This window comes from Endomicrobium proavitum (assembly GCF_001027545.1).
GTDB classification, from domain to species: Bacteria; Elusimicrobiota; Endomicrobiia; order Endomicrobiales; family Endomicrobiaceae; genus Endomicrobium; species Endomicrobium proavitum.
Map to the genome: position 1 here is coordinate 387374 of NZ_CP009498.1, position 19354 is coordinate 406727.

Annotated in this window: 17 protein-coding genes; all 17 read left to right on the plus strand. The window is 38.7% G+C overall.

From position 1 onward, the window contains the following. Nucleotide 1: 1 nt before the first annotated feature. The 17 genes from murD (at nucleotide 2) to smc (ending at nucleotide 19334) form a co-directional block, all read left to right on the plus strand. Entirely contained in the window at nucleotides 2–1306 is a 1305-nt protein-coding gene (gene murD, locus Epro_RS01545) for a UDP-N-acetylmuramoyl-L-alanine--D-glutamate ligase (RefSeq protein WP_052569939.1), read from the plus strand. A gap of 4 nt (nucleotides 1307–1310) precedes the next feature. Continuing rightward, nucleotides 1311–2417, plus strand: coding sequence for a putative lipid II flippase FtsW (gene ftsW, locus Epro_RS01550; protein ID WP_052569940.1), 1107 nt, complete (start codon nucleotides 1311–1313; stop codon nucleotides 2415–2417). Next, on the plus strand, nucleotides 2414–3487 hold the full coding sequence (gene murG / locus Epro_RS01555) for an undecaprenyldiphospho-muramoylpentapeptide beta-N-acetylglucosaminyltransferase (RefSeq protein WP_052569942.1): 1074 nt from the start codon (nucleotides 2414–2416) through the stop codon (nucleotides 3485–3487). Before ftsW ends, murG begins: the two co-directional genes overlap by 4 nt. Beyond that, a complete protein-coding gene (surE, locus tag Epro_RS01560; RefSeq protein WP_052569943.1) occupies nucleotides 3480–4208 on the plus strand; it encodes a 5'/3'-nucleotidase SurE in 729 nt (242 codons plus the stop codon). The genes murG and surE overlap by 8 nt, the downstream gene beginning before the upstream one ends. A gap of 11 nt (nucleotides 4209–4219) precedes the next feature. Then, on the plus strand, nucleotides 4220–6238 hold the full coding sequence (uvrB, locus tag Epro_RS01565; RefSeq protein WP_052569945.1) for an excinuclease ABC subunit UvrB: 2019 nt from the start codon (nucleotides 4220–4222) through the stop codon (nucleotides 6236–6238). A gap of 50 nt (nucleotides 6239–6288) precedes the next feature. Next, entirely contained in the window at nucleotides 6289–6639 is a 351-nt protein-coding gene (locus Epro_RS01570; protein WP_052569947.1) for a hydrogenase maturation nickel metallochaperone HypA/HybF, read from the plus strand. 36 nt (nucleotides 6640–6675) lie between these two features. Next, nucleotides 6676–8916 (plus strand): carbamoyltransferase HypF, encoded by a 2241-nt coding sequence (hypF, locus tag Epro_RS01575; RefSeq protein WP_052569949.1) that lies wholly within the window; start codon nucleotides 6676–6678, stop codon nucleotides 8914–8916. A 19-nt stretch (nucleotides 8917–8935) separates the two neighbouring features. After that, nucleotides 8936–9154, plus strand: a complete 219-nt coding sequence (locus Epro_RS01580) for a HypC/HybG/HupF family hydrogenase formation chaperone (protein ID WP_052571552.1) — start codon at nucleotides 8936–8938, stop codon at nucleotides 9152–9154. Continuing rightward, entirely contained in the window at nucleotides 9154–9708 is a 555-nt protein-coding gene (locus tag Epro_RS01585; protein WP_052569951.1) for an LOG family protein, read from the plus strand. The genes Epro_RS01580 and Epro_RS01585 overlap by 1 nt, the downstream gene beginning before the upstream one ends. Before the next feature lie 5 nt (nucleotides 9709–9713). Further along, nucleotides 9714–10697 (plus strand): hydrogenase formation protein HypD, encoded by a 984-nt coding sequence (gene hypD, locus Epro_RS01590; RefSeq protein ID WP_237754518.1) that lies wholly within the window; start codon nucleotides 9714–9716, stop codon nucleotides 10695–10697. A gap of 9 nt (nucleotides 10698–10706) precedes the next feature. Next, complete coding sequence (hypE, locus tag Epro_RS01595) at nucleotides 10707–11708, plus strand: hydrogenase expression/formation protein HypE (protein ID WP_052569955.1); 1002 nt, start codon at nucleotides 10707–10709, stop codon at nucleotides 11706–11708. A gap of 74 nt (nucleotides 11709–11782) precedes the next feature. Next, on the plus strand, nucleotides 11783–12760 hold the full coding sequence (locus tag Epro_RS01600; RefSeq protein WP_052569957.1) for an NAD-dependent epimerase/dehydratase family protein: 978 nt from the start codon (nucleotides 11783–11785) through the stop codon (nucleotides 12758–12760). A gap of 26 nt (nucleotides 12761–12786) precedes the next feature. Then, on the plus strand, nucleotides 12787–13974 hold the full coding sequence (locus tag Epro_RS01605) for an aminotransferase class I/II-fold pyridoxal phosphate-dependent enzyme (RefSeq protein WP_420314975.1): 1188 nt from the start codon (nucleotides 12787–12789) through the stop codon (nucleotides 13972–13974). Between the two features lie 46 nt (nucleotides 13975–14020). Then, a complete protein-coding gene (locus Epro_RS01610; RefSeq protein ID WP_052569961.1) occupies nucleotides 14021–15142 on the plus strand; it encodes a hypothetical protein in 1122 nt (373 codons plus the stop codon). A gap of 86 nt (nucleotides 15143–15228) precedes the next feature. Continuing rightward, nucleotides 15229–15639, plus strand: a complete 411-nt coding sequence (locus Epro_RS01615; protein ID WP_052569963.1) for a hypothetical protein — start codon at nucleotides 15229–15231, stop codon at nucleotides 15637–15639. After that, complete coding sequence (locus Epro_RS01620; RefSeq protein ID WP_052569965.1) at nucleotides 15629–15820, plus strand: hypothetical protein; 192 nt, start codon at nucleotides 15629–15631, stop codon at nucleotides 15818–15820. The genes Epro_RS01615 and Epro_RS01620 overlap by 11 nt, the downstream gene beginning before the upstream one ends. Before the next feature lie 34 nt (nucleotides 15821–15854). Continuing rightward, nucleotides 15855–19334, plus strand: a complete 3480-nt coding sequence (smc, locus tag Epro_RS01625; RefSeq protein WP_052569967.1) for a chromosome segregation protein SMC — start codon at nucleotides 15855–15857, stop codon at nucleotides 19332–19334. The last annotated feature ends 20 nt before the right edge of the window (nucleotides 19335–19354 follow it).

The following is a 19354-nucleotide window of genomic DNA, read 5'->3' on the forward strand; positions in this document are numbered from 1 at the left end:
AGTGAAAAAAATAGGAATTTTGGGCGCCGGAAAAAGCGGCATAGCGGCGGCAAATCTTGCCGTAAAATTAGGATATGAAGTTTTTATTTCCGACAGCGAAAAAAAACGTTTCGTAAAAAATTTAAACGCAAAAGTTGTAAAAGAATTCGGCGGACACAGCGATGAAATTTTAAATTCCGATATTATAATTAAAAGCCCCGGCATTTGCGGCGATATTGATATTTTGAAAAAAGCCAAGAAGAAAAAAATAAAAATTTTAAGCGATTTGGAATTTTCTTTAAACAATTCAAAGTATAAAAAAATTATAGCCATAACAGGCACAAACGGCAAAACTACCACCACGGATTTAACTGCAAAAATAATAAAATCCGCATATAAAGATTCAATAGTTACGGGAAATATCGGCTTTCCTCTTTCGGATAAAGCGTTAAAGACTACAAAAAATACAATTATAACAATGGAGCTTTCAAGTTATCAGCTTGAAGATACGCCGGAGTTTAGACCTGATATTTCCGTTTTGCTAAATGTTACTCCGGACCATTTGGAGCATCATAAAACCATGGCTAACTATATAAAAGCCAAGGAAAATGTTTTTGTAAATCAAAAGCAAAAAGATTTTGCAATTATAAATTACGACGATAAAATTTGCAGAAAACTTGCCGATAAAACAAAAGCTAAAGTTATTTTTTTTAGCAGAGGTTTTTTGAAGAAAGGCGTTTTTTATGATAATGGAAATGTTATTATAAAAATAGACAAAGAAGTAAAAATAAAACCTAAAATAAATATAGTAGGCATGCACAATGTTGAAAATATTCTTGCGGCTGCGGCTGCTGCGTATTGCGCCGGAGTTGCTCCTGCGATAATTGAAAAAGTAATATCGTCTTATAAAGGCGTAGAGCACCGCATAGAATACGTGCGCAGCGTCGGCGGAGTTGCTTATTATAACGATTCAAAATCCACAAACGTAGATTCTGCAAGAGTTGCGCTGGAATCATTTGATAAAAATATACTTCTTATAATGGGCGGACGCGATAAAGGCGCGCCTTATACTCCTTTGAAAAAACTTATTAAAGACAGAGTAAAAACCATTTATCTTGTCGGAGAGTCCGCCGGTAAAATAAGAAAAGATTTGCCTCTTTCTTGCTGCGAAAATTGCGGCGATATTCAAACCGCTGTTAAAAAAATATCCGCGGCGGCAAAAAGCGGCGATGTTGTTTTGTTTTCTCCGGCGTGCGCTTCTTTTGATCAGTTTAATAATTTTGAAGAGCGCGGACAAAAATTTAAAAAACTTGTAAAGGCTTTGTAATTTTATGCCGAGAATAGATTTTGCAAAATATGATTTTTCTCTAATTGCATTCACGTCGCTTGCGGTAATTTTCGGCGCTTTTATGGTTTTTTCGTCAAGCGCCATTATGGCGGACGCCAGAGGGGCAAGTCCGTTTATGTTTTTTCTTAAACAGCTGCTGTGGCTTGTTTTCGGGTTTGCGGCAATGTTTATTACGGCGTTTGTGATTAATTATAAGTTTTATCAGAAATACGCAAAATGGATTTATCTGGTTGCTTTTATTTTTTTAATTGCCGTTTTAATTTTCGGCGTTACAAGAGGCGGCGCTAAAAGATGGCTTCACCTCGGATTTTTTACATTTCAGCCTTCTGAACTTGCAAAATTTGCGTCTGTGGCAATTATGGCGAGCTTTATTGCCAAGAAAAAAGAGTTTATTGCGCAATGGGAAGGTCTCGTTGTGCCGATAGCTATGCTGCTTATTATGATAGTTCCTATATTTTTAGAGAAAGATTTGGGAACTCCGATTTTAATAGCTTCGGTTTGCATAGCTATGCTTGTATGCGCCGGCATTAAAATTCAGGCGATAGCCGCTTCCGCCGCAATAGGCATAGTTGCCGTGGCTGCGGCCATTATGAAAGTAGAGTATAGACGTACGCGTTTTATAGATTATCTTAATTCTTTTATAAATATTGACGCTGCTGCTTATCAGGTTAAACATGCGCTATATGCGTTCGGTTCCGGAGGATTTTTCGGAAAAGGTTTAGGAAAAAGCGAACTTAAAATGATGTATCTGCCCGAGGCGCACACGGATTTTATTTTTCCCGTTATAGGAGAAGAACTCGGCTTTTTATTTGGCGCGCTTCCTATTATGGCGTTTTTTATTTTTATTTTTTTAAAGGGCATAAAAATAAGCAAGAACGCCCCCGACGATTTTGCGCGTTATCTTGCCTTGGGGATAACTTTTCTTATAGTTTTTCAGGCTCTTATAAATATGTCGGTGGCTACCGGAAACTTTCCGGCTAAAGGTCTTCCTCTTCCGTTTATATCTTTCGGCGGAACGTCTATAGTTATAACTATGGCGGTATCTGGAATTTTGATAAACCTATCGCAGTATTCCAAAAGGAAAGTATGACAAGAATCGCATCTAAAAAAATAATCATAGCCGCAAGCGGCACAGGCGGACACATATATCCCGGAATATCTCTGGCGCGCGAATTTGAACGCAACGGTTACGACGTAACTTTTTTTATAGGAAATAATGAAACGTCGGTTAAAATTTTAACCGACAGCGGATTGAAATATATTGCGTTTAATATGTCTGGCATGCCGCGCAAGTTTTCTTTTGCATTTATTAAATTTTTATTTAAACTTGCGAAGGCTTTTTTAAAATCTTTTTGCGAAATAAAAAAGATAAATCCCGATATTGTAATAGGAACAGGGGGATATATTTCAGTTCCTGCAATAGCTGCAGCCGGAATTCTCGGCAGAAAAACGTATATACACGAGCAAAATGCTATACCCGGAGCCGCTAACAAATTATTGGCAAAAATTGCCGATAAAGTTTTTGTAAGTTTCAAAGACAGCGTAAAATATTTTAAAAATAAAAACGTCATAGTTTCAGGATATCCGGTGCGAAGAGATATCGTAAATGTTTCCAAAGACGAGGCTTTAAAAAATCTTAACGCGCAAAAAGATATTTACACCGTGTTAGTTTTCGGCGGAAGTCTTGGAGCCGTAAAGTTAAACGAAACGGCTTTTGACGCGCTTGATAAATTTTCGCTAAAAGAAAAAATTCAGGTTTTTCATATTACGGGAAGTAAAAATTTTGCGTTAATTTCAGAAAAAGCTAAAAATAAAAAAAATTATTTTGTTTTTGAATATATGCACAATATTGCCGACGCTTATGCGGTTAGCGATATTGTTATCTGCCGCTCCGGCGCCGGAGCTGTTTTTGAGTTGAAAGCTTTAAATAAGCCGGCTGTTTTGGTTCCGTATCCTTTTGCTACCGATAACCATCAGTTTTTCAACGCAAAAGAAATAGAAAAACCGCGGTTTGCGGAAGTGATAGAAGAAAAAAATCTTAACGCGCAATCTCTTTTGTCGGCGATAGAACAAATAAAATCTTCAAAAAGTTATCCGGTTGAAAGTAAATCGCTTCAACTGCCTCAAGAAACAATATTTAAGGAAATAATAAATGTATAAAATTTTAATTTCTAATGACGACGGGGTAAAAGGCGCCGGATTGCGTCCTTTAATTAAAGAGATGTCAAAAATAGGAAAAGTTTTTGTGATAGTGCCTTTCGGTCAAATGTCCGGCACCGGTCACAGCATAACTCTTTCAAAATTTAAAAAAGCTATAGAAATAGAAAAAAATTTTTACGCTATAAAAGGCGCAACGCCGGCGGATTGCGTAAAGTTCGGGCTGTTGTCTTTTAAAGACGTTGTGCCGGACATTGTAATTTCTGGCATAAACACATGTCCGAATATGGGACAAGACGTAATTTATTCCGGAACTTGCGGCGCGGCGCGAGAGGGCGCAATGAAAGGCATACCGTCGCTTGCGGTATCCGCGGCAGAAATGCATGCAAAAGAATATCGCCATTCCGCGCAGGCTACAAGAAAAATCGCTGAAAAAGTATTGAAAAATAAAAAAAAGTATCAGGGCGTTTGCCTTAACATAAATATTCCTAAAAATTATAAAGGCATAAAAGTTGTTCCGCTTGGGCTTAATGAATACAACGAAAGCGTAGAAACCGTTTTAGATAAAAACGGATACTTCCATTACAAACTTTCAGGCAGATACCATTCCGGCGGCAAAAATAAAGGTTCAGACATCGCGGCTGTAGAAAAAGGCTACATCTCCGTAACGCCGCTGCAAATAGACCAAACGAATTTTAGTTTGATGAAAAAGATTAAGTTGTAAATAAAACAAACATGGAAAAATTTAAATTAGTTTCTAAATTTAAGCCTTCGGGCGATCAGCCGGCGGCAATAGAACAGCTTGTTAAAAATTATAACGGCGGAGTGAATTCGCAGGTGCTGCTGGGCGTTACCGGTTCCGGTAAGACTTATGTAATGGCGAATGTCATTGAGAAATTGCAAAAGCCTACGCTTATAATAGAGCCGAATAAAATTTTGGCGGCGCAGACTTACGCCGAGTTTAAATCTTTTTTTCCAAATAATGCCGTGGAGTATTTTATTTCTTATTACGATTATTATCAGCCGGAAGCATATATTCCGTCCAGCGACACTTACATAGAAAAAGACTCTTCAATAAACGATCACATAGACAGACTTCGTTTGAAAGCTACCACTTCTCTGCTTGAAAGGAAGGATGTAATTGTCGTGGCGTCGGTGTCTTGCATTTATAATCTTGGTTCTCCTAAAGATTATCAAAACATGTGCGTGGAAATTATTGTCGGCGGCGAAAAGAGCAGAGATACTATTATAAAAGAGCTTGTCGCCGTGCATTACGAAAGAAATGAGATAGAATTTATCCGCGGAAAGTTTAGAGTTAAAGGCGATACCGTGGAAATTTTTCCGGCTTATCTTGAAACGGCAATCCGCGTGGATTTTTTTGGAGACGATATTGAAAGCATAAAAGAGTTTAATCCCCTTACGGGTGAAATAATCGCAAAAAAAACAAAAGCGTATATTTATCCGGCAAAACATTTTGTTACCACTCAGCCTAAAATTGATAACGCTTTGGGAACTATTAAGGCCGAACTTGACGAAAGGCTTGCGCTGTTAAACTCTCAAAAAAAACTTCTTGAAGCGCAGCGTCTTGAGCAGAGAACAAAATACGATATGGAAATGCTTCGCGAAACCGGTTTTTGCAGCGGAGTAGAAAATTATTCGCGTCATCTTTCAGGCAACCCTGCGGGAACGCGTCCGACAACTTTAATAGATTATTTTTTGCAGGATAATAACGATTTCTTGATGATTGCCGACGAGTCTCATATTTCACTCCCTCAAATAAGAGGAATGTATGAGGGCGACAGAAGCCGCAAACAGACTCTTGTGGATTTTGGTTTCAGACTGCCTTCGGCGTTAGACAACAGGCCTTTGAAATTTCCCGAATTTGAAAAGCTTATAAGAAAATTTATGATGGTTTCCGCAACCCCCGGAGCTTACGAACTTGAGCGCAGCAAAAAAAATATAACGGATTTAGTTATACGCCCTACGGGGCTTATAGACCCTGAAGTTGTAATACGCCCGATCAACGGGCAAATTCAGGATTTAATGCAGGAAATACAAAAGACTGTTGATAAAAAAGAAAGAACTCTTGTTACAACTCTTACAAAAAAAATGGCTGAAGATTTGGCGGGTTATTTGAAAGAGAAAGGTTTTAAAGTAGAGTATTTGCATTCCGAAATAGAAACTTTGGATAGAATAGAAATTCTTAAAAATTTACGTCTTGGGAAATTTGATGTTTTAGTAGGTATAAATTTGTTAAGAGAAGGTTTGGATTTGCCGGAAGTATCTCTTGTGGCGGTTTTGGACGCTGATAAAGAAGGTTTTTTGCGCTCAGAGTCAACGCTGATACAGATTTGCGGAAGAGCGGCAAGAAATGTTAACGGACACGTTCTTTTTTACGCTGATACCATGACGGGGTCTATGCAAAGGGCTCTTCAGGAAATGCGCCGCCGCCGCGACAGGCAGATTGAATATAACGTAAAAAATCGCATTACGCCAAAGTCCATAATTAAAGCCGTTCACGACCTTGACGAGTTTCAAAATATATCGCGCGCTGAAAATACTGCCGCAATGTTAAGGGAAGACGGTTTTGATTACAAAATTACTCCGAAAAATATAGATAAAGTTATAAGCGAAATTGAAGAGAGCATGAAAGAAGCCGCCGATAATTTAGATTTTGAATCCGCAACAGTTTTAAGAGACAGAATGATTGAACTAAAATCTATGAAATCTTCCAAGAAAAAAATAAAGCAGTAAGTAGGAAGGAGCACGTTTTAACGGCTACGGCAAAGACAAAGGAGTTTTACATGCATGAACATGGAATTGCGAGAGATTTATGGAAGACGGTTTTAGCTGAAGCGGAAAAAAACGGACTGAAAAAAATTACAAAACTTACTGTAGTTTTGGGAGAAGCTTCGGGAATAGAGAAAGATTTTTTAAATCACTCTTTTGTTGATCATATATTTAAAGAGGAAGAAATAGCAAAGGGCGCTGAAGTTGAGTATGTAGTTTCTCCGCTTGAAGCAGTTTGTAACGTTTGTCATAAACGTATTAAAGCTAAAGATATGGATAAACTTTTATGTCCGTATTGCGGCGCAAATAATATAAAAATAACTTCAGGCAGAGATGTGTTTATAAGCAGTATTGAAGGCGACTAAAAACTGCAATTACAAATTATAAATTACTAATTACCAATGAAAAAACATTGTGCTGTTTTGATAAAAGCTGTGGGCGTGGTGCAGGGGGTGGGGTTTAGACCTTTTGTTTTTAATTTGGCGGGGAAATTACACCTTTATGGTTTTGTCAGAAACACAGGCTTTGGCGCTGAAATTATTGTTGAAGGCAAGAAAGATGATGTTGTAAAATTTTTATCGGATTTAAAAAAATCAAAGTTTAAGGCTGAATATACCGCTCAAGAAACAGCTGCAAAAAGATATGAAAACTTTCGGATAAAAGAGAGTAAAAAAACTCCAATCTTGTCGGAATTTCCTTCCGATTTGGCAATGTGTAATGAATGCAAAAAAGAATTATTTTCAAAAAACGACAGAAGACATAACTATTCGTTTATAAATTGCGTTAACTGCGGCCCGCGATTTTCAATTATAAAAAAACTTCCATACGACAGAAAAAATACGTCTATGGCAAAGTTTAAAATGTGTCCGGCATGTCTTGCGGAATACAACAATCCTAAAAACCGCAGATTTCACGCTCAGCCTAACGCTTGCTCTGTGTGCGGCCCGCAGATTTCTTTGTTTGATAAAAATACAAAACTTATTTCCGTAAAAGAAAAAGCTTTAAAAGACGCGATAAAATTTCTTAAATCTGGAAAAATTGTCGCGGTTAAAGGTATCGGCGGATATCATTTGATGTGCGACGCGTCAAACATAAACGCTGTTAAACTTTTGAGAAAACGCAAAAATCGCCCTTATAAACCTTTTGCCGTAATGGCGGATATTAAAACCGCAAAAAAACTTTGCCGCGTAAATAAATACGAAGAGAATGAATTAACTTCTTCAAAAGCTCCTATTGTAATACTTGAAAAAAAGCGCAAAGATAAAAAATTATCGGCTTTATCTGCAAACGCAACTCTTGGCGTAATGCTTGCCTACGCGCCTATTCATCATTTAATTATTAAAGAAATCCCGTTTTTGGCTGCAACTTCCGGCAATCGCTCGGACGAACCGTTAAGCGCGCGCGAAGACGAAGCGTTTAAAAATCTTTCGCAGATAGCAGATTATTTTTTAACGCATAACAGAGAAATAGAAAACCGCTCCGACGATTCAATAGTCCGTTTTCTTCCAAATAGCGGTGAAAAAATAATAATCAGAAGAAGTAGAGGCTTCGTGCCAGAACCGTTAGATATAAATATTGCGGATTCCGTTATAGCCGCCGGCGGAGATTTAAAAAATAATTTTTGCATAACAAGAAACGCTAAAACGTATATGTCGCAATTTGTCGGAGATTTGGCTAATAAATCCAATATGGATTTTTACGCTGAAAGCATAAAGAAGATGGCATCTTTTTTAGATGTGAATCCTAAAACACAAATGTGCGACGCACATAACGGATATGCCTCTTCCCAATATTTTAAAAATAAGTTTCAAAAACCAAAGATTGTTTTTCACCATTATGCGCATATAGCTTCCGTAATTGCAGAACATAATTTAAAAGGAAATATTTTAGGTTTTGCTTTTGACGGAAACGGTTTAGGCGAAGACGGAAAAATATGGGGCGGCGAAATTGTAATATTTGACGGCAAAAATTTTTCGCGGGCTGCTCATTTAGATTATTTTAATTTGCCCGGCGGAGATTTATGCGCGCAGGAAATATGGCGCAACGCGGCGTCTTTGCTTCATAAATATAATTTTGATTCTTACATACCTAAATTTTTTGGAAAACTCAATTGGCGCGCTGCCGTAAAAATGATTGATAGTAATATAAACTCTTTTGCAACGTCAAGTATGGGAAGAGTTTTTGACGCTGTGTCGGCTATTTTAAATATTAAAACTTTTGCTGCGTTTGAAGCCGAAGGCGCAATTGCTTTGGAAGATGCCGCTTGGCGCGCTCTGCGAAAAAACAATATTGCCGCAGAATACGATTTTGAAGTTAAGAATGACGTTATAGATTTGAAAAAAACTTTTACAGGCATATTATCGGACTTGGATAATAAAATACAAAAAGATATTATCAGTTTGAAATTTCACAATACAATAATATCTGTAATTACCGCTTGTTGTAAAAAGTTCAATGCTAAAACGGTTGCATTAAGCGGCGGCGTTTTTCAAAATATGCTTTTGTTAAGCAAAACTGTTGAGAAGTTAAGAAAGAAAAAAATTAAAGTTTATTTTAACCAAAAAGTTCCCGCAAACGACGGCGGCATAGCGTTGGGGCAGGCGTATATTTCAAAATTAGCTTCTAAAAATGATAAAATATAAAACAAAAAGGTTATATACAATGTGTTTAGCGACCGTCGCAAAAATCACTAAAATATTAAATTCGGATACGGCTGTTGCCGATTTCGGAGGCATATCTTCCGAGATTAAAACCGTTCTTATAAAAGATTTGAAATTGAAAGAGTTTGTTTTGGTTCACGCAGGTTTTGCCATAAGCAAAGTATCGCAAAAAGACGCTAAAAAAATAATTGAAGCGTCTAAAGAATCGGGTCTTATATAATGAGTGAAACGGCGGCAGTTTTTTGCGGATCTTCGGAAGGGAAAAATCCTGCTTTTAAAGCGGCGGCGGAAAACCTTGCAAGAATAATGGCAAAAGAAAATATAGAGCTTGTTTACGGCGGCGGAAACGTAGGGCTTATGGGCGTTTTGGCAAGCGGCGTTTTAAAAAACGGCGGCAGAGTTACCGGAGTAATACCTGATTTTTTAAAAAATCTTGAGCTTGCCCATACAGGTTTAAGCGAACTTATAATTTCGCAAAGCATGCATGAGAGAAAACAAAAAATGTATGAGCTTGCGGATTACTTTATTGTTCTCCCCGGCGGAATAGGAACTATTGACGAGTTTGCCGAAGTGTTTACATGGTCGCAGCTTGACCTTCACAAAAAACCGTGCGCGTTAGTTAACATTGCCGGATATTTTGACGATTTGCTGAAATTTTTTAATAATTCTGTAGAAGAAACATTTTTAAAAAAAGAACATTTAAATTCCGTAATTATTGCAGATAGCGTTGAAACGGCGCTTGAAAAATGTCGCGCAAAGGCGGGCATTTTGTGAAAATAATGGAAGTGTGCGGAACGCACACAATGGCTATAGCAAAATACGGACTTCGCAACTATTTTAAAGGCGTTGATTTTATATCCGGCCCGGGCTGTCCTGTTTGCGTTACGCCGTCAAGCAGGCTTGAACAATGCGTAGAACTGGCGCGAAAAAAAAATGTAATAACGGTAACTTTCGGCGATTTGTTGAGAGTGCCGGCAGTTACATCTTCATTGCAGAACGAACTTACGCGCGGTGCGGATGTAAAAGTAATTTATTCGGTTTACGAGCCGTTAAATATTGCGCTTTCTAATCCGAAAAAAGAAGTGGTTTTTCTTGGCGCGGGCTTTGAAACAACCGCTCCTCTTGCGGCTGCGCTTATTAAATCCGCAAAGCAAAAAAAGATAAAAAATCTTTCGGTTTTTTCAATGTTTAAATCGGTATTTCCCGCGGTTGAAACTCTTTGTAAGGATAAAGAAATAAAAGTTGACGGATTTCTTTTACCGGGAAACGTAGCGGCTATAACCGGCAGCGACAATTTTAATTTTATTTCAGATAAATACGCCGTAGCGTGCGTAGTCGCAGGGTTTTTGAAAGATGAAATTACAGACGCGGCAAACGCTTTAATTGCTCTTGTAAAAAATAAAAAAACCGAAGTAATTAATAAATATTCGTATGCGGTTAGCTCTAAAGGAAACACTGCGGCTAAAATTTTGCTTAATGAAGTTTTCTTTCTTAAAAATGATATTTGGCGAGGTTTTGGCGTTATAGAAAACAGCGGTTTTGGAATTTCCGATAAATATGCAAGTTTTGACGCGGATAAAAAATTTTCTCTCAAAAAAATTGCCGAACCGAAAGACAAATGTCTTTGCGGACAAATTATGAAAGGGTTGAAAAGTCCCGCAGACTGTAAACTTTTCGGAAAAAAATGTTTTCCGCAAAATCCGGTAGGCCCATGTATGGTCTCGTCGGAAGGCGTGTGCGCGGCACACTTTAAATATAGGTAAAAGGTTAAAATGGATAAGATAACTTTGGCGCACGGGGCGGGCGGGAACGCTTCCAAAAATTTAATAAATAAAATATTTAAAAAATATTTTTCAAATAAAACGCTTGACGCTTTGGACGACGCTGCGGTTTTAAAAATAAGCGGTTTAAAAGCGGCGTTTTCTACGGATTCTTTTGTTATTAATCCGATTTTTTTTAACGGCGGAGATATCGGGAAACTTTCTGTCTGCGGAACAATTAACGATATTTCAATGATGGGCGCAACGCCTGCGGCAATGTCTGCCGCGGCTATAATAGAAGAAGGCTTTCCTCTGAAAGATTTGGAACGCATAGCAAAATCTATGTCTGTTGCGGCAAAAAACGCCGGCGTTGAAATAGTTACCGGTGACACAAAAGTAGTTAAAAAAGGCGAAGCCGACGGAATTTTTATAAATACAAGCGCAATAGGCGTAATAAAAAACGGAGTTAATTTATCAGGTAAAAATGCAAAGTCCGGCGATAAAATTATAGTAAGCGGAAATATTGCCGAGCACGGAATATCCATAATGCTTTCAAGAGATAATTTCGGTTTTAAGAATAATATAAAAAGCGACTGCGCGTGTCTTAACGGTTTAACCGGCGGCATATTAAAAGTTTGTCCGAACGTTCACGTTTTGCGCGACCCTACAAGAGGCGGCGTTGCCGCTACGCTTAACGAAATTGCCGAAAGTTCAAACGTGGGAATAATAATAGACGCAAAATCTGTTCCGGTTGCTAAAGAAGTTGCCGCAATATGCCGCGTTTTGGGTTTTGATCCGCTGTATATTGCAAACGAAGGCAAACTTCTTTCAATTCAAAGCGCCGCCGATACCGTGAAAGTTTTAAACGCGTGTCAAAAAAACAAACTCGGCAAAAATGCAAAAGTTATAGCTGAAGTTGTAAATTCTCCGAAAGGCGTTTGGGTAAAAACCGCCTCGGGCGCGCTTCGCAAAGTGTTGAATTCCGATATGGAACAGTTACCGCGAATTTGTTAGCATAGCGTTTGCCTAAATGCAAAACACTGCGCGCAAGAATTGATGTTGTGAAGATTGTTTAAGGAGAGAATGTGATGAGAATTTTACTTACCGGAGCAAATGGATTTGTAGGAAGCCATGTTGCCGAAGCGTTAGTTGAACAAAAACATGAAGTTACCGCGATAGTGAGAAAAACGTCAAATTTGGCGTGGTTAAGCTCGCTGCCGCTAATATATAAATACGGAGATTTGTCGGATAAAAGATTTCTTGAAATTTGTTCAAAGGATGCCGACGTTGTAATTCACTGCGCCGGAGTTGTGCGCGCAATGGATAAGGACGGATATTTTAAATCTAACGTAGATTACACAAAAAATTTCTGCGAAGCTGTTTTGGCGTCCAACCCGAATTTGAAAAAATTTATTTTTATTTCTTCGCAGGCGGCAATGGGTCCGAGCTTGTCTAATAAACCTAAACTTTTAACGGAGCGGGAAACGCCGGTGTCCGATTACGGTCTTAGCAAACTTGCCGCCGAGGGAGTTGTTAAAAGCGTTTTAGGCGGGAAAGTTCCTTACACCATAATAAGACCTGCTTCCGTTTACGGTCCGCGCGATAAAGATATTTTTATATTTTTTAACCTTATACATAAACATTTGCGTCCGGCGACGGTTGAAAGAAGATTAGTGCAGCTTGTTTATGTAAAAGATATAGCGCAAGGCGTTGTTAATTCTATTGAAAACGCGCAAAGCGATAATAAATTGTATTATCTCGGCAATGAAACGCCTTATACTTGGACAGAAATGGGCAAAGTTATAGCGGAATCTGTAGGCAAGAAAGCTATGCCTATTCCCGTTCCTGATTTTGTGTTTAAATTTGCGGGCGTTGCAGCGCAGTCTTTTTCTTATTTAACCAAAAAACCGGCGGTTTTAAACAGGCAGAAAATTACCGAAATGCTTCAGGAATATTGGCTTGCGGATAACAGCGCAGCCAAAACCGATTTAAAAATAGAGTTTACTCCTCTTGAAATTGCTTCTAAAATAACATACAATTGGTATTTGCGTAATCATTACTTTTAAATACAAGGGAGATACACCTAATGAGTGTGGACATTTTTGATAAATGTAAGGAATTTCACATTGCTAACGATCTTAAAAAGGCCGGCGTCTATCCGTATTTTCAAAGGGTAGAATCTGCTCAAGGTCCGGAAATAACTATTGACGGTAAAAAGAAAATAGTGGTTTGTTCCAACAATTATTTAGGACTTGCAAACCATCCGAAAGTTATAGAAGCGTCCTGCGCGGCGGCAAAACAATACGGAACAAGCGGCACAGGCTCAAGATTTTTAAACGGAACAAACGATCTCCACGAAAAAGTTGAAAGAAAATTTGCAAAACTTATAGGAAAAGAAGACGCTATTCTTTTTACCACCGGACATCAGTCTAATCTTGGCGCGTTGTCCGCTTTAATAGGCAAAGGCGAAGTTTTTATTACCGATAAGTTAGACCACGCTTCAATTATGGACGGCTGCCGTTTATCTTTAGGCGGTGAACTTGCAAGATTTCGCCACAACAATATGGGCGACCTTGAAAGACAGCTTCAAAGATACGAAGATAAGGGAAAACTGATAGTTGTTGACGGCATTTTCAGCATGGAAGGCGACATTACAAACCTTCCTGAAATTGTTAAACTTGCAAAAAAATATAACGCCAGAGTTTATGTTGACGAAGCTCACTCTTTAGGCGTTTTGGGAGAAAACGGCGCCGGCACGGGACCTCATTTCGGTTTACAAAAAGACGTTGACGTGGTTATGGCTACAGCGTCAAAATCTTTGGCGTCTATCGGCGGGTTTATAGCCGGCGATAAAGTTATTGTAGATTACATAAAACACTCCGCAAGATCTCTTATATTTACCGCAAGTCTTCCGCCTGCATGCGTAGGCGCAATAGATATGGCTATAGATTTAATGATTGCAGAACCGGAAAGAAGAAAAACGCTTCTTAAAACCTCGCAAAAAATGAAAGACGAATTCCAACGCATGGGATACGATACAAACCTTGCGCAATCTCCGATTATTCCGTTAACAATAGGCGACGATAAAATAGTTTTCCAGATGTGGAAAATGCTTTTTGACGAAGGCATATTCACATCTCCGGTAGTAACTCCCGCAGTTCCTGAAGGTCAGGCAATTATCAGAACAAGTTTTATGGCTACCCATACCGACGACCATTTAAATTTAATTCTTGAAAAATTCAGAAAAATAGGCAAAGAGCTTGGCGTTATTAAAGGTTAAGCAGCAAGCGCGAAATTAGGGGTAATTTCTTGCAAACCGGGATAATATGAAAATAATAAAAGTTGAAAATCAGAAGCAGTTCAGACAGTTTATTCGTTTTCCATGGAAAATTTATTCCGAAGAAAGTCCATGGGTGCCGCCGCTTATTTCAGACGTTATAGAAATTTTGTCGGAAGATAAAAACCCTTTCTGGCTGCACGCGAAAAAACAACTTTTTTTGGCTTACGACGACAATAACGAAACGGTAGGCAGAATTGCCGCAATTATAGACAACAATTACATAAGTTTTCAAAATGACAACTGCGGTTTCTTCGGTTTTTTTGAATCCGTTGACAACCAAAATGTTGCAAACGCGCTTTTTACCGCCGCAAAAGCGTGGTTAAATGAACAAGGCGTTCCCAAAATGATGGGGCCTATGAACCCTTCTACAAACGACGAATGCGGCTTTCTCTTGGACGGTTTTGATATTGCGCCGAGTTTAATGATGACTTACACTCCTAAATATTATTTAAAACTTGCCGAAACCGCGGGTTTAAAAAAACTTAAAGATCTTTACGCTTACGACATGGACGTTACCGGAGATTCAAGAGTCGGCAGGCTCGGCAGAATTGTTGAAATGGCAAAGAAAAAACTTCCCGCTCTTAAAGTAAGATGTTTGCAAAAATCAACTTTTGACGAAGATTTAAAAGCCGCGATATCAATTTATAACCGCGCATGGGAAAAAAACTGGGGTTTTGTTCCGTGGACAGACGAAGAGTTTGTTTCAATTGCGCAAAAACTTAAAATGCTTGTTGACCCTGAAATGATAATAATAGCCACAATTGACGATCAGCCCATAGGCATGCTTATATCCTTGCCGGATTATAATCAGGTTTTAAAAAAGCTTAACGGAAGCCTTCTTCCTTTCGGTTTGTTTAAATTTTTATATTACAAAAACAAAATTGACGCTTTAAGGCTTATGGTTATGGGCGTTGTTAAGGAATACAGGCAAAAAGGCATTGAAGCTATTATGTATGAAAAGGGTTTAACAAACGCGTTAAAAATAGGCTATAAACATTGCGAACTTTCGTGGATTTTGGAAGACAACGTAATGACAAACCGCACTGCCGAAATGATGAACGGCAAAGTGTATAAAAAATACAGAATTTACGGCGATTTTGACGTCTAAAATCTTATAAATTTACAATTGATTTAAATTTTTTTAAATGGTAGAATAAAATCATGTTAAATTTTTTCAAAAAGAAGAGTAATACTATGGCTAAAAAAACAAAAGAAAAGGCTGCTAAAACAGTCTTAAAATCAGCTGCCTCAAAAAAAGCAAAATCTGTAAAAAAAGTTTCCAAAAAAGCCAAAGAAACCAAAGAGCTTGCAAAAATTTCCGAAAACAAAGCTTTAAGCGCGGCTTTTTTGGTTATTGACTATCCGGTTGAGTCCGATGTTTTGCACGGAAGCCATTACGCTGTGCGCATTGGCGCTTCGCCTGTAGGAGCGGTTGAAGTTTCTTTCAATTCAAAAGATTGGAACCCTTGCAGATTTGCCGCAGGCTTTTGGTGGTATGATTGGACAGGTTTCTCAAAAGGTTCTCACATTATTGAAGCGAGACTTTTAGATTCTCAAAATAAAGAAGTTTTAAAAACCTCGCCAAGGAAGTTTGATGTCAAATAAAAACAACTCATCAAACATATACGAAAGTTTAGGCAAACTGTGCGTATTTTCCGCGTTTGCTTCATCGGTCATGTTTATTGCCGCGGCGTTTATTGCGCGCAACGACCAGAAAAACTATCAAAACAGGCTTAGAAAAGCTTACGAAGGGCTCTCGCCGGAAGACTGTCAGTCTATAGAATAAATTTCTAACAATTAAATTATATACGGGAAACATAATGTACTTAAAAAAAGTTGAATTATGCGGATTTAAGTCGTTTGCTGATAGAATAACTTTAAATTTTGAACCCGGAATAACGGCAATAATCGGCCCTAACGGATGCGGAAAATCCAACATTTCAGACGCTATACGCTGGTGTCTTGGCGAACAGCGCGCCAAATCCATGAGAAGTTCCCAAATGCAGGAAGTTATTTTCGGCGGCACCCAAACAAGAGCCACCACCGGCATGGCTGAAGCGTCTCTTACCTTTGACAACTCTCAAAACGTTTTACCTATAGATTATTCCGAAGTAACCGTTACAAGAAGGCTTTTTAGAAGCGGCGAAAGCGAATACTTCATCAACAAAACCCAGTGCAGATTAAAAGATATAAAAGATATGTTTTTGGATACCGGCATAGGTTACGACGGCTATTCCATAATAGAGCAGGGGAAAGTAGATTTTTTAACTACCGCAAAACCCGAGGACAGAAGGGAACTTTTTGAAGAAGCCGCGGGCGTTGCAAAATATAAAGTAAGAAGAGAAGAAACTTTAAGAAGACTTGAAAAAATAGACGCGGACATGGGGCGCTTGTCGGACTCTTTGGTAATTCACAAACAGCAAATAACCGCGCTTGACATTCAGGCAAAAAAAGCCAAACAGTATAAAAAGTTTCAGGAAGAGCTTGCAAAGTATGAAGTTGCGGCTCTTGTGCAGCAAATATCATACGGCAACGCGGAACTTGACCGCCTAAAAAAAGATTTAGATCCTAAAATAAAAGATTTTGAAGAAAATAATACGGCGTCGGCGCAAATTGACGCGCAAATTCAGGACATGCGCGTAACTCTTGACGAGAAAAACGAAGTTTACGTTAGAGTTAATCAAGAGCTCGGCGAAATTAAAGCGCAGATAGGCGTTTGCGACCAAATAATACAACATTCTCAAAGCAGAGAAACGGAAATACGCGCCGAGCAGGAAAGACTTTTATCCGAACTTGAAATAAACCGCGAAAAAGTAGCCCAATACGAGCAGCAGTTAAAAACTTTAAATACGGACGACGGCTCGCTTGCGGTTGAAACCGAAAATCTTGAAAAAGCTTACAAAGAAGCTCAAAGCCGTTACGATGAAATAAAAGCAAAACTTTCCGCGGCTCAAACAAGAGAAACGGAAATTCGCATCCGCATATCCGAGCTTGAAAGCGAGAAAGAAAGTCAGGTAAATTTAAAAGCCGAGCTTTCCGAAACAAAAATACATCTTGACGCGCAAAGCCAGTCTTTAGAGAGAATAATCGCAAGACTTCAAAGCGAAATAGAGCCTACAAATCTTGAAATAGCAAATATTGAAGCTTCTCTTTCGCAGGCGTCAAATTCTATAGGCTCTTTGCAGTCTAAACAGGAAGAAATAAGCAAGAGCGTGTCCGAGAATGAATTGAAATTAAACGCTCTTGAAAATACTCTTTCGCAAGATAAAGAATCTCTGGCGTCAACGCAGTCAAGAATAGAAACGCTTAAAGAGTTTGACCAGCAAGACCCTATTCGCTCGTCAATAAGAGCGGTTTTAAATCTTGGCGCGGCAAGAGGTCCTATAAGCAGTCTTATAGACGCCGACCCTTCTAAGAGCGAACTTATCGCGGCGGCGTTAGGCGAGAAACTCAATTATTTGGTTTGCGAAACTTCCGATAAAGCCGAGAAAGCAATTTCTTTTCTTGAAGAAAACGGGTTGAGCAGACTTTCGTTTATAGTTTCGGAAAAAATTCCTCAGGCGCAAAGTTTGCAGGCGCTCGGGCTGCCGTCCGGTTCTACGGAACTTATAAAATATTTAAATTACTCTCCGTCCGACGAAAATATAATTAAATACATATGCTCCGGCTCAATAGTTGCGGGAAATAAAGTTTACTCAAACGTCATTGTTTCCGGCGGCGGAAAATCTTCTTTTGAAAAACCAGTTTTAATTGAAGATCAGGTTAAAAAACTTGAAGAGAACGCTATTGCGATAAAAAATAAAATTGCGCTTGCTCAAGCGGAAATAGAAAAAATAAGCGACTTAAATATTTCTTTGAAGCTCCAAAAAGAAGCTCTCGGTTTTGAAGTTGTAAAAATAAAAACGCAAATTGAAAGCAAAACCGCGCAAATAGAAGAAAAAAGAAACGATATAAGAAATACCGTTGACGAAATAAATAAACATAAAGAAGAAATAAATTCGCAGTCCGGCGAGCTTTCTTCTCATAACGATAAAATTTCGGCTTTTGACCAAAAACTTGCGGAAATAGAAGAAGAAGAAAATAAGCTTTACGAAGAAATAAAAAATGCGCAAAACACTATTATTTCCGTGCGAAAAGAAGAAGAAGCCGCCGCGCCCGTAATGATGGACGCCCGCAGCGCGTGGGACAAAAAAGCGACCGAACTTGAAAATAAGCAAAAAGGTCAGCAGTATATTTTAGACAACATTACAAATATTAAACAGCAAATAGAATATGCGGTTAACAAAACCGCTCAGGACGAAGCCAAACTTTCCGAACTTTTAACTACTCAAGAAACGGAAACCGTAAAAATTCAGCAGCTTTACGAGCAGCAGGCGCAAAAAGACGGCGAAATACAGCTGTTTTTAGGCGACAGAGAAAACTTGCAAAATGAAATAGACGAAAAAACAGCCTCATGGCACGAATTAAGAAGCAGAGTTGACGCTCTTAAAAATGAAGTTGACTCAATGCAGGTTGATTTGAAAAATTTTGAGTATCAAAAAAACAATCTTGAAGCAAGACTTGTTGAAACTTACGGCAAGTCTTACGAAGAAGTAAAAGCAGAATACGACGGCGTTGAAGTAAATCACGAAGAAATTGCAAAAATAAAAAGAAAAATGGAAGCGCTGGGACCTGTAAACCAAGCTGCGCAAGAGGAATATGAAACTCTTGAACAAAGATATAATTTCCTTGTAACACAGCAGCAAGATTTGCTTAAAGCAAAAGACGACTTGCACGAAGTTATAAAAAAAATAAACGCTTCAACCGTTGAAAATTTTAAGAAAACTTTTGACGTTGTGCGCGCAAACTTTAAAGAGCTTTACCGCAAACTTTTCGGCGGCGGAGAAGCGGACTTAATGCTTACCGACGAAAACAATCTTTTGGAAAGCGGCGTGGATATTTTCGCGCAGCCGCCCGGAAAGAAACTTCAAAATATTTCTCTCTATTCCGGCGGGGAAAAAGCTTTAACCGCCGTAGCGTTATTGTTTGCATTCTTTATGGTAAAGCCTTCGCCTTTTTGTATTTTAGACGAAGTTGACGCGCCGCTTGACGACGCAAACATAGGCAGATACATTGCCATGATAAAAGAGTTTTCCGCAAAAACGCAGTTTATGGTTGTTACGCACAATAAACGCACCATGGAAATGGCGGACATTCTATACGGCGTAACAATGGAAGAACACGGCGTTTCAAAAATAATATCGGTCAGAATGAATAAGCAGGAAAACGTTAACGGCGAAGAAGAAGACACAACAAGATAATATAAGCTTTTCATTTGTCA

What these genes read in the sequence shown, in the direction of transcription:
- ftsW (WP_052569940.1), top strand. Translation starts at nt 1,311, where the DNA reads ATGCCGAGAATAGATTTTGCAAAATATGATTTTTCTCTAATTGCATTC.
- Epro_RS01580 (WP_052571552.1), top strand. Translation starts at nt 8,936, where the DNA reads ATGTGTTTAGCGACCGTCGCAAAAATCACTAAAATATTAAATTCGGAT.
- Epro_RS01620 (WP_052569965.1), top strand. Translation starts at nt 15,629, where the DNA reads ATGTCAAATAAAAACAACTCATCAAACATATACGAAAGTTTAGGCAAA.
- smc (WP_052569967.1), top strand. Translation starts at nt 15,855, where the DNA reads ATGTACTTAAAAAAAGTTGAATTATGCGGATTTAAGTCGTTTGCTGAT.
- uvrB (WP_052569945.1), top strand. Translation starts at nt 4,220, where the DNA reads ATGGAAAAATTTAAATTAGTTTCTAAATTTAAGCCTTCGGGCGATCAG.
- hypF (WP_052569949.1), top strand. Translation starts at nt 6,676, where the DNA reads ATGAAAAAACATTGTGCTGTTTTGATAAAAGCTGTGGGCGTGGTGCAG.
- Epro_RS01570 (WP_052569947.1), top strand. Translation starts at nt 6,289, where the DNA reads ATGCATGAACATGGAATTGCGAGAGATTTATGGAAGACGGTTTTAGCT.
- hypD (WP_237754518.1), top strand. Translation starts at nt 9,714, where the DNA reads ATGGAAGTGTGCGGAACGCACACAATGGCTATAGCAAAATACGGACTT.
- surE (WP_052569943.1), top strand. Translation starts at nt 3,480, where the DNA reads ATGTATAAAATTTTAATTTCTAATGACGACGGGGTAAAAGGCGCCGGA.
- murG (WP_052569942.1), top strand. Translation starts at nt 2,414, where the DNA reads ATGACAAGAATCGCATCTAAAAAAATAATCATAGCCGCAAGCGGCACA.
- Epro_RS01615 (WP_052569963.1), top strand. Translation starts at nt 15,229, where the DNA reads ATGGCTAAAAAAACAAAAGAAAAGGCTGCTAAAACAGTCTTAAAATCA.
- hypE (WP_052569955.1), top strand. Translation starts at nt 10,707, where the DNA reads ATGGATAAGATAACTTTGGCGCACGGGGCGGGCGGGAACGCTTCCAAA.
- Epro_RS01600 (WP_052569957.1), top strand. Translation starts at nt 11,783, where the DNA reads ATGAGAATTTTACTTACCGGAGCAAATGGATTTGTAGGAAGCCATGTT.
- Epro_RS01585 (WP_052569951.1), top strand. Translation starts at nt 9,154, where the DNA reads ATGAGTGAAACGGCGGCAGTTTTTTGCGGATCTTCGGAAGGGAAAAAT.
- Epro_RS01610 (WP_052569961.1), top strand. Translation starts at nt 14,021, where the DNA reads ATGAAAATAATAAAAGTTGAAAATCAGAAGCAGTTCAGACAGTTTATT.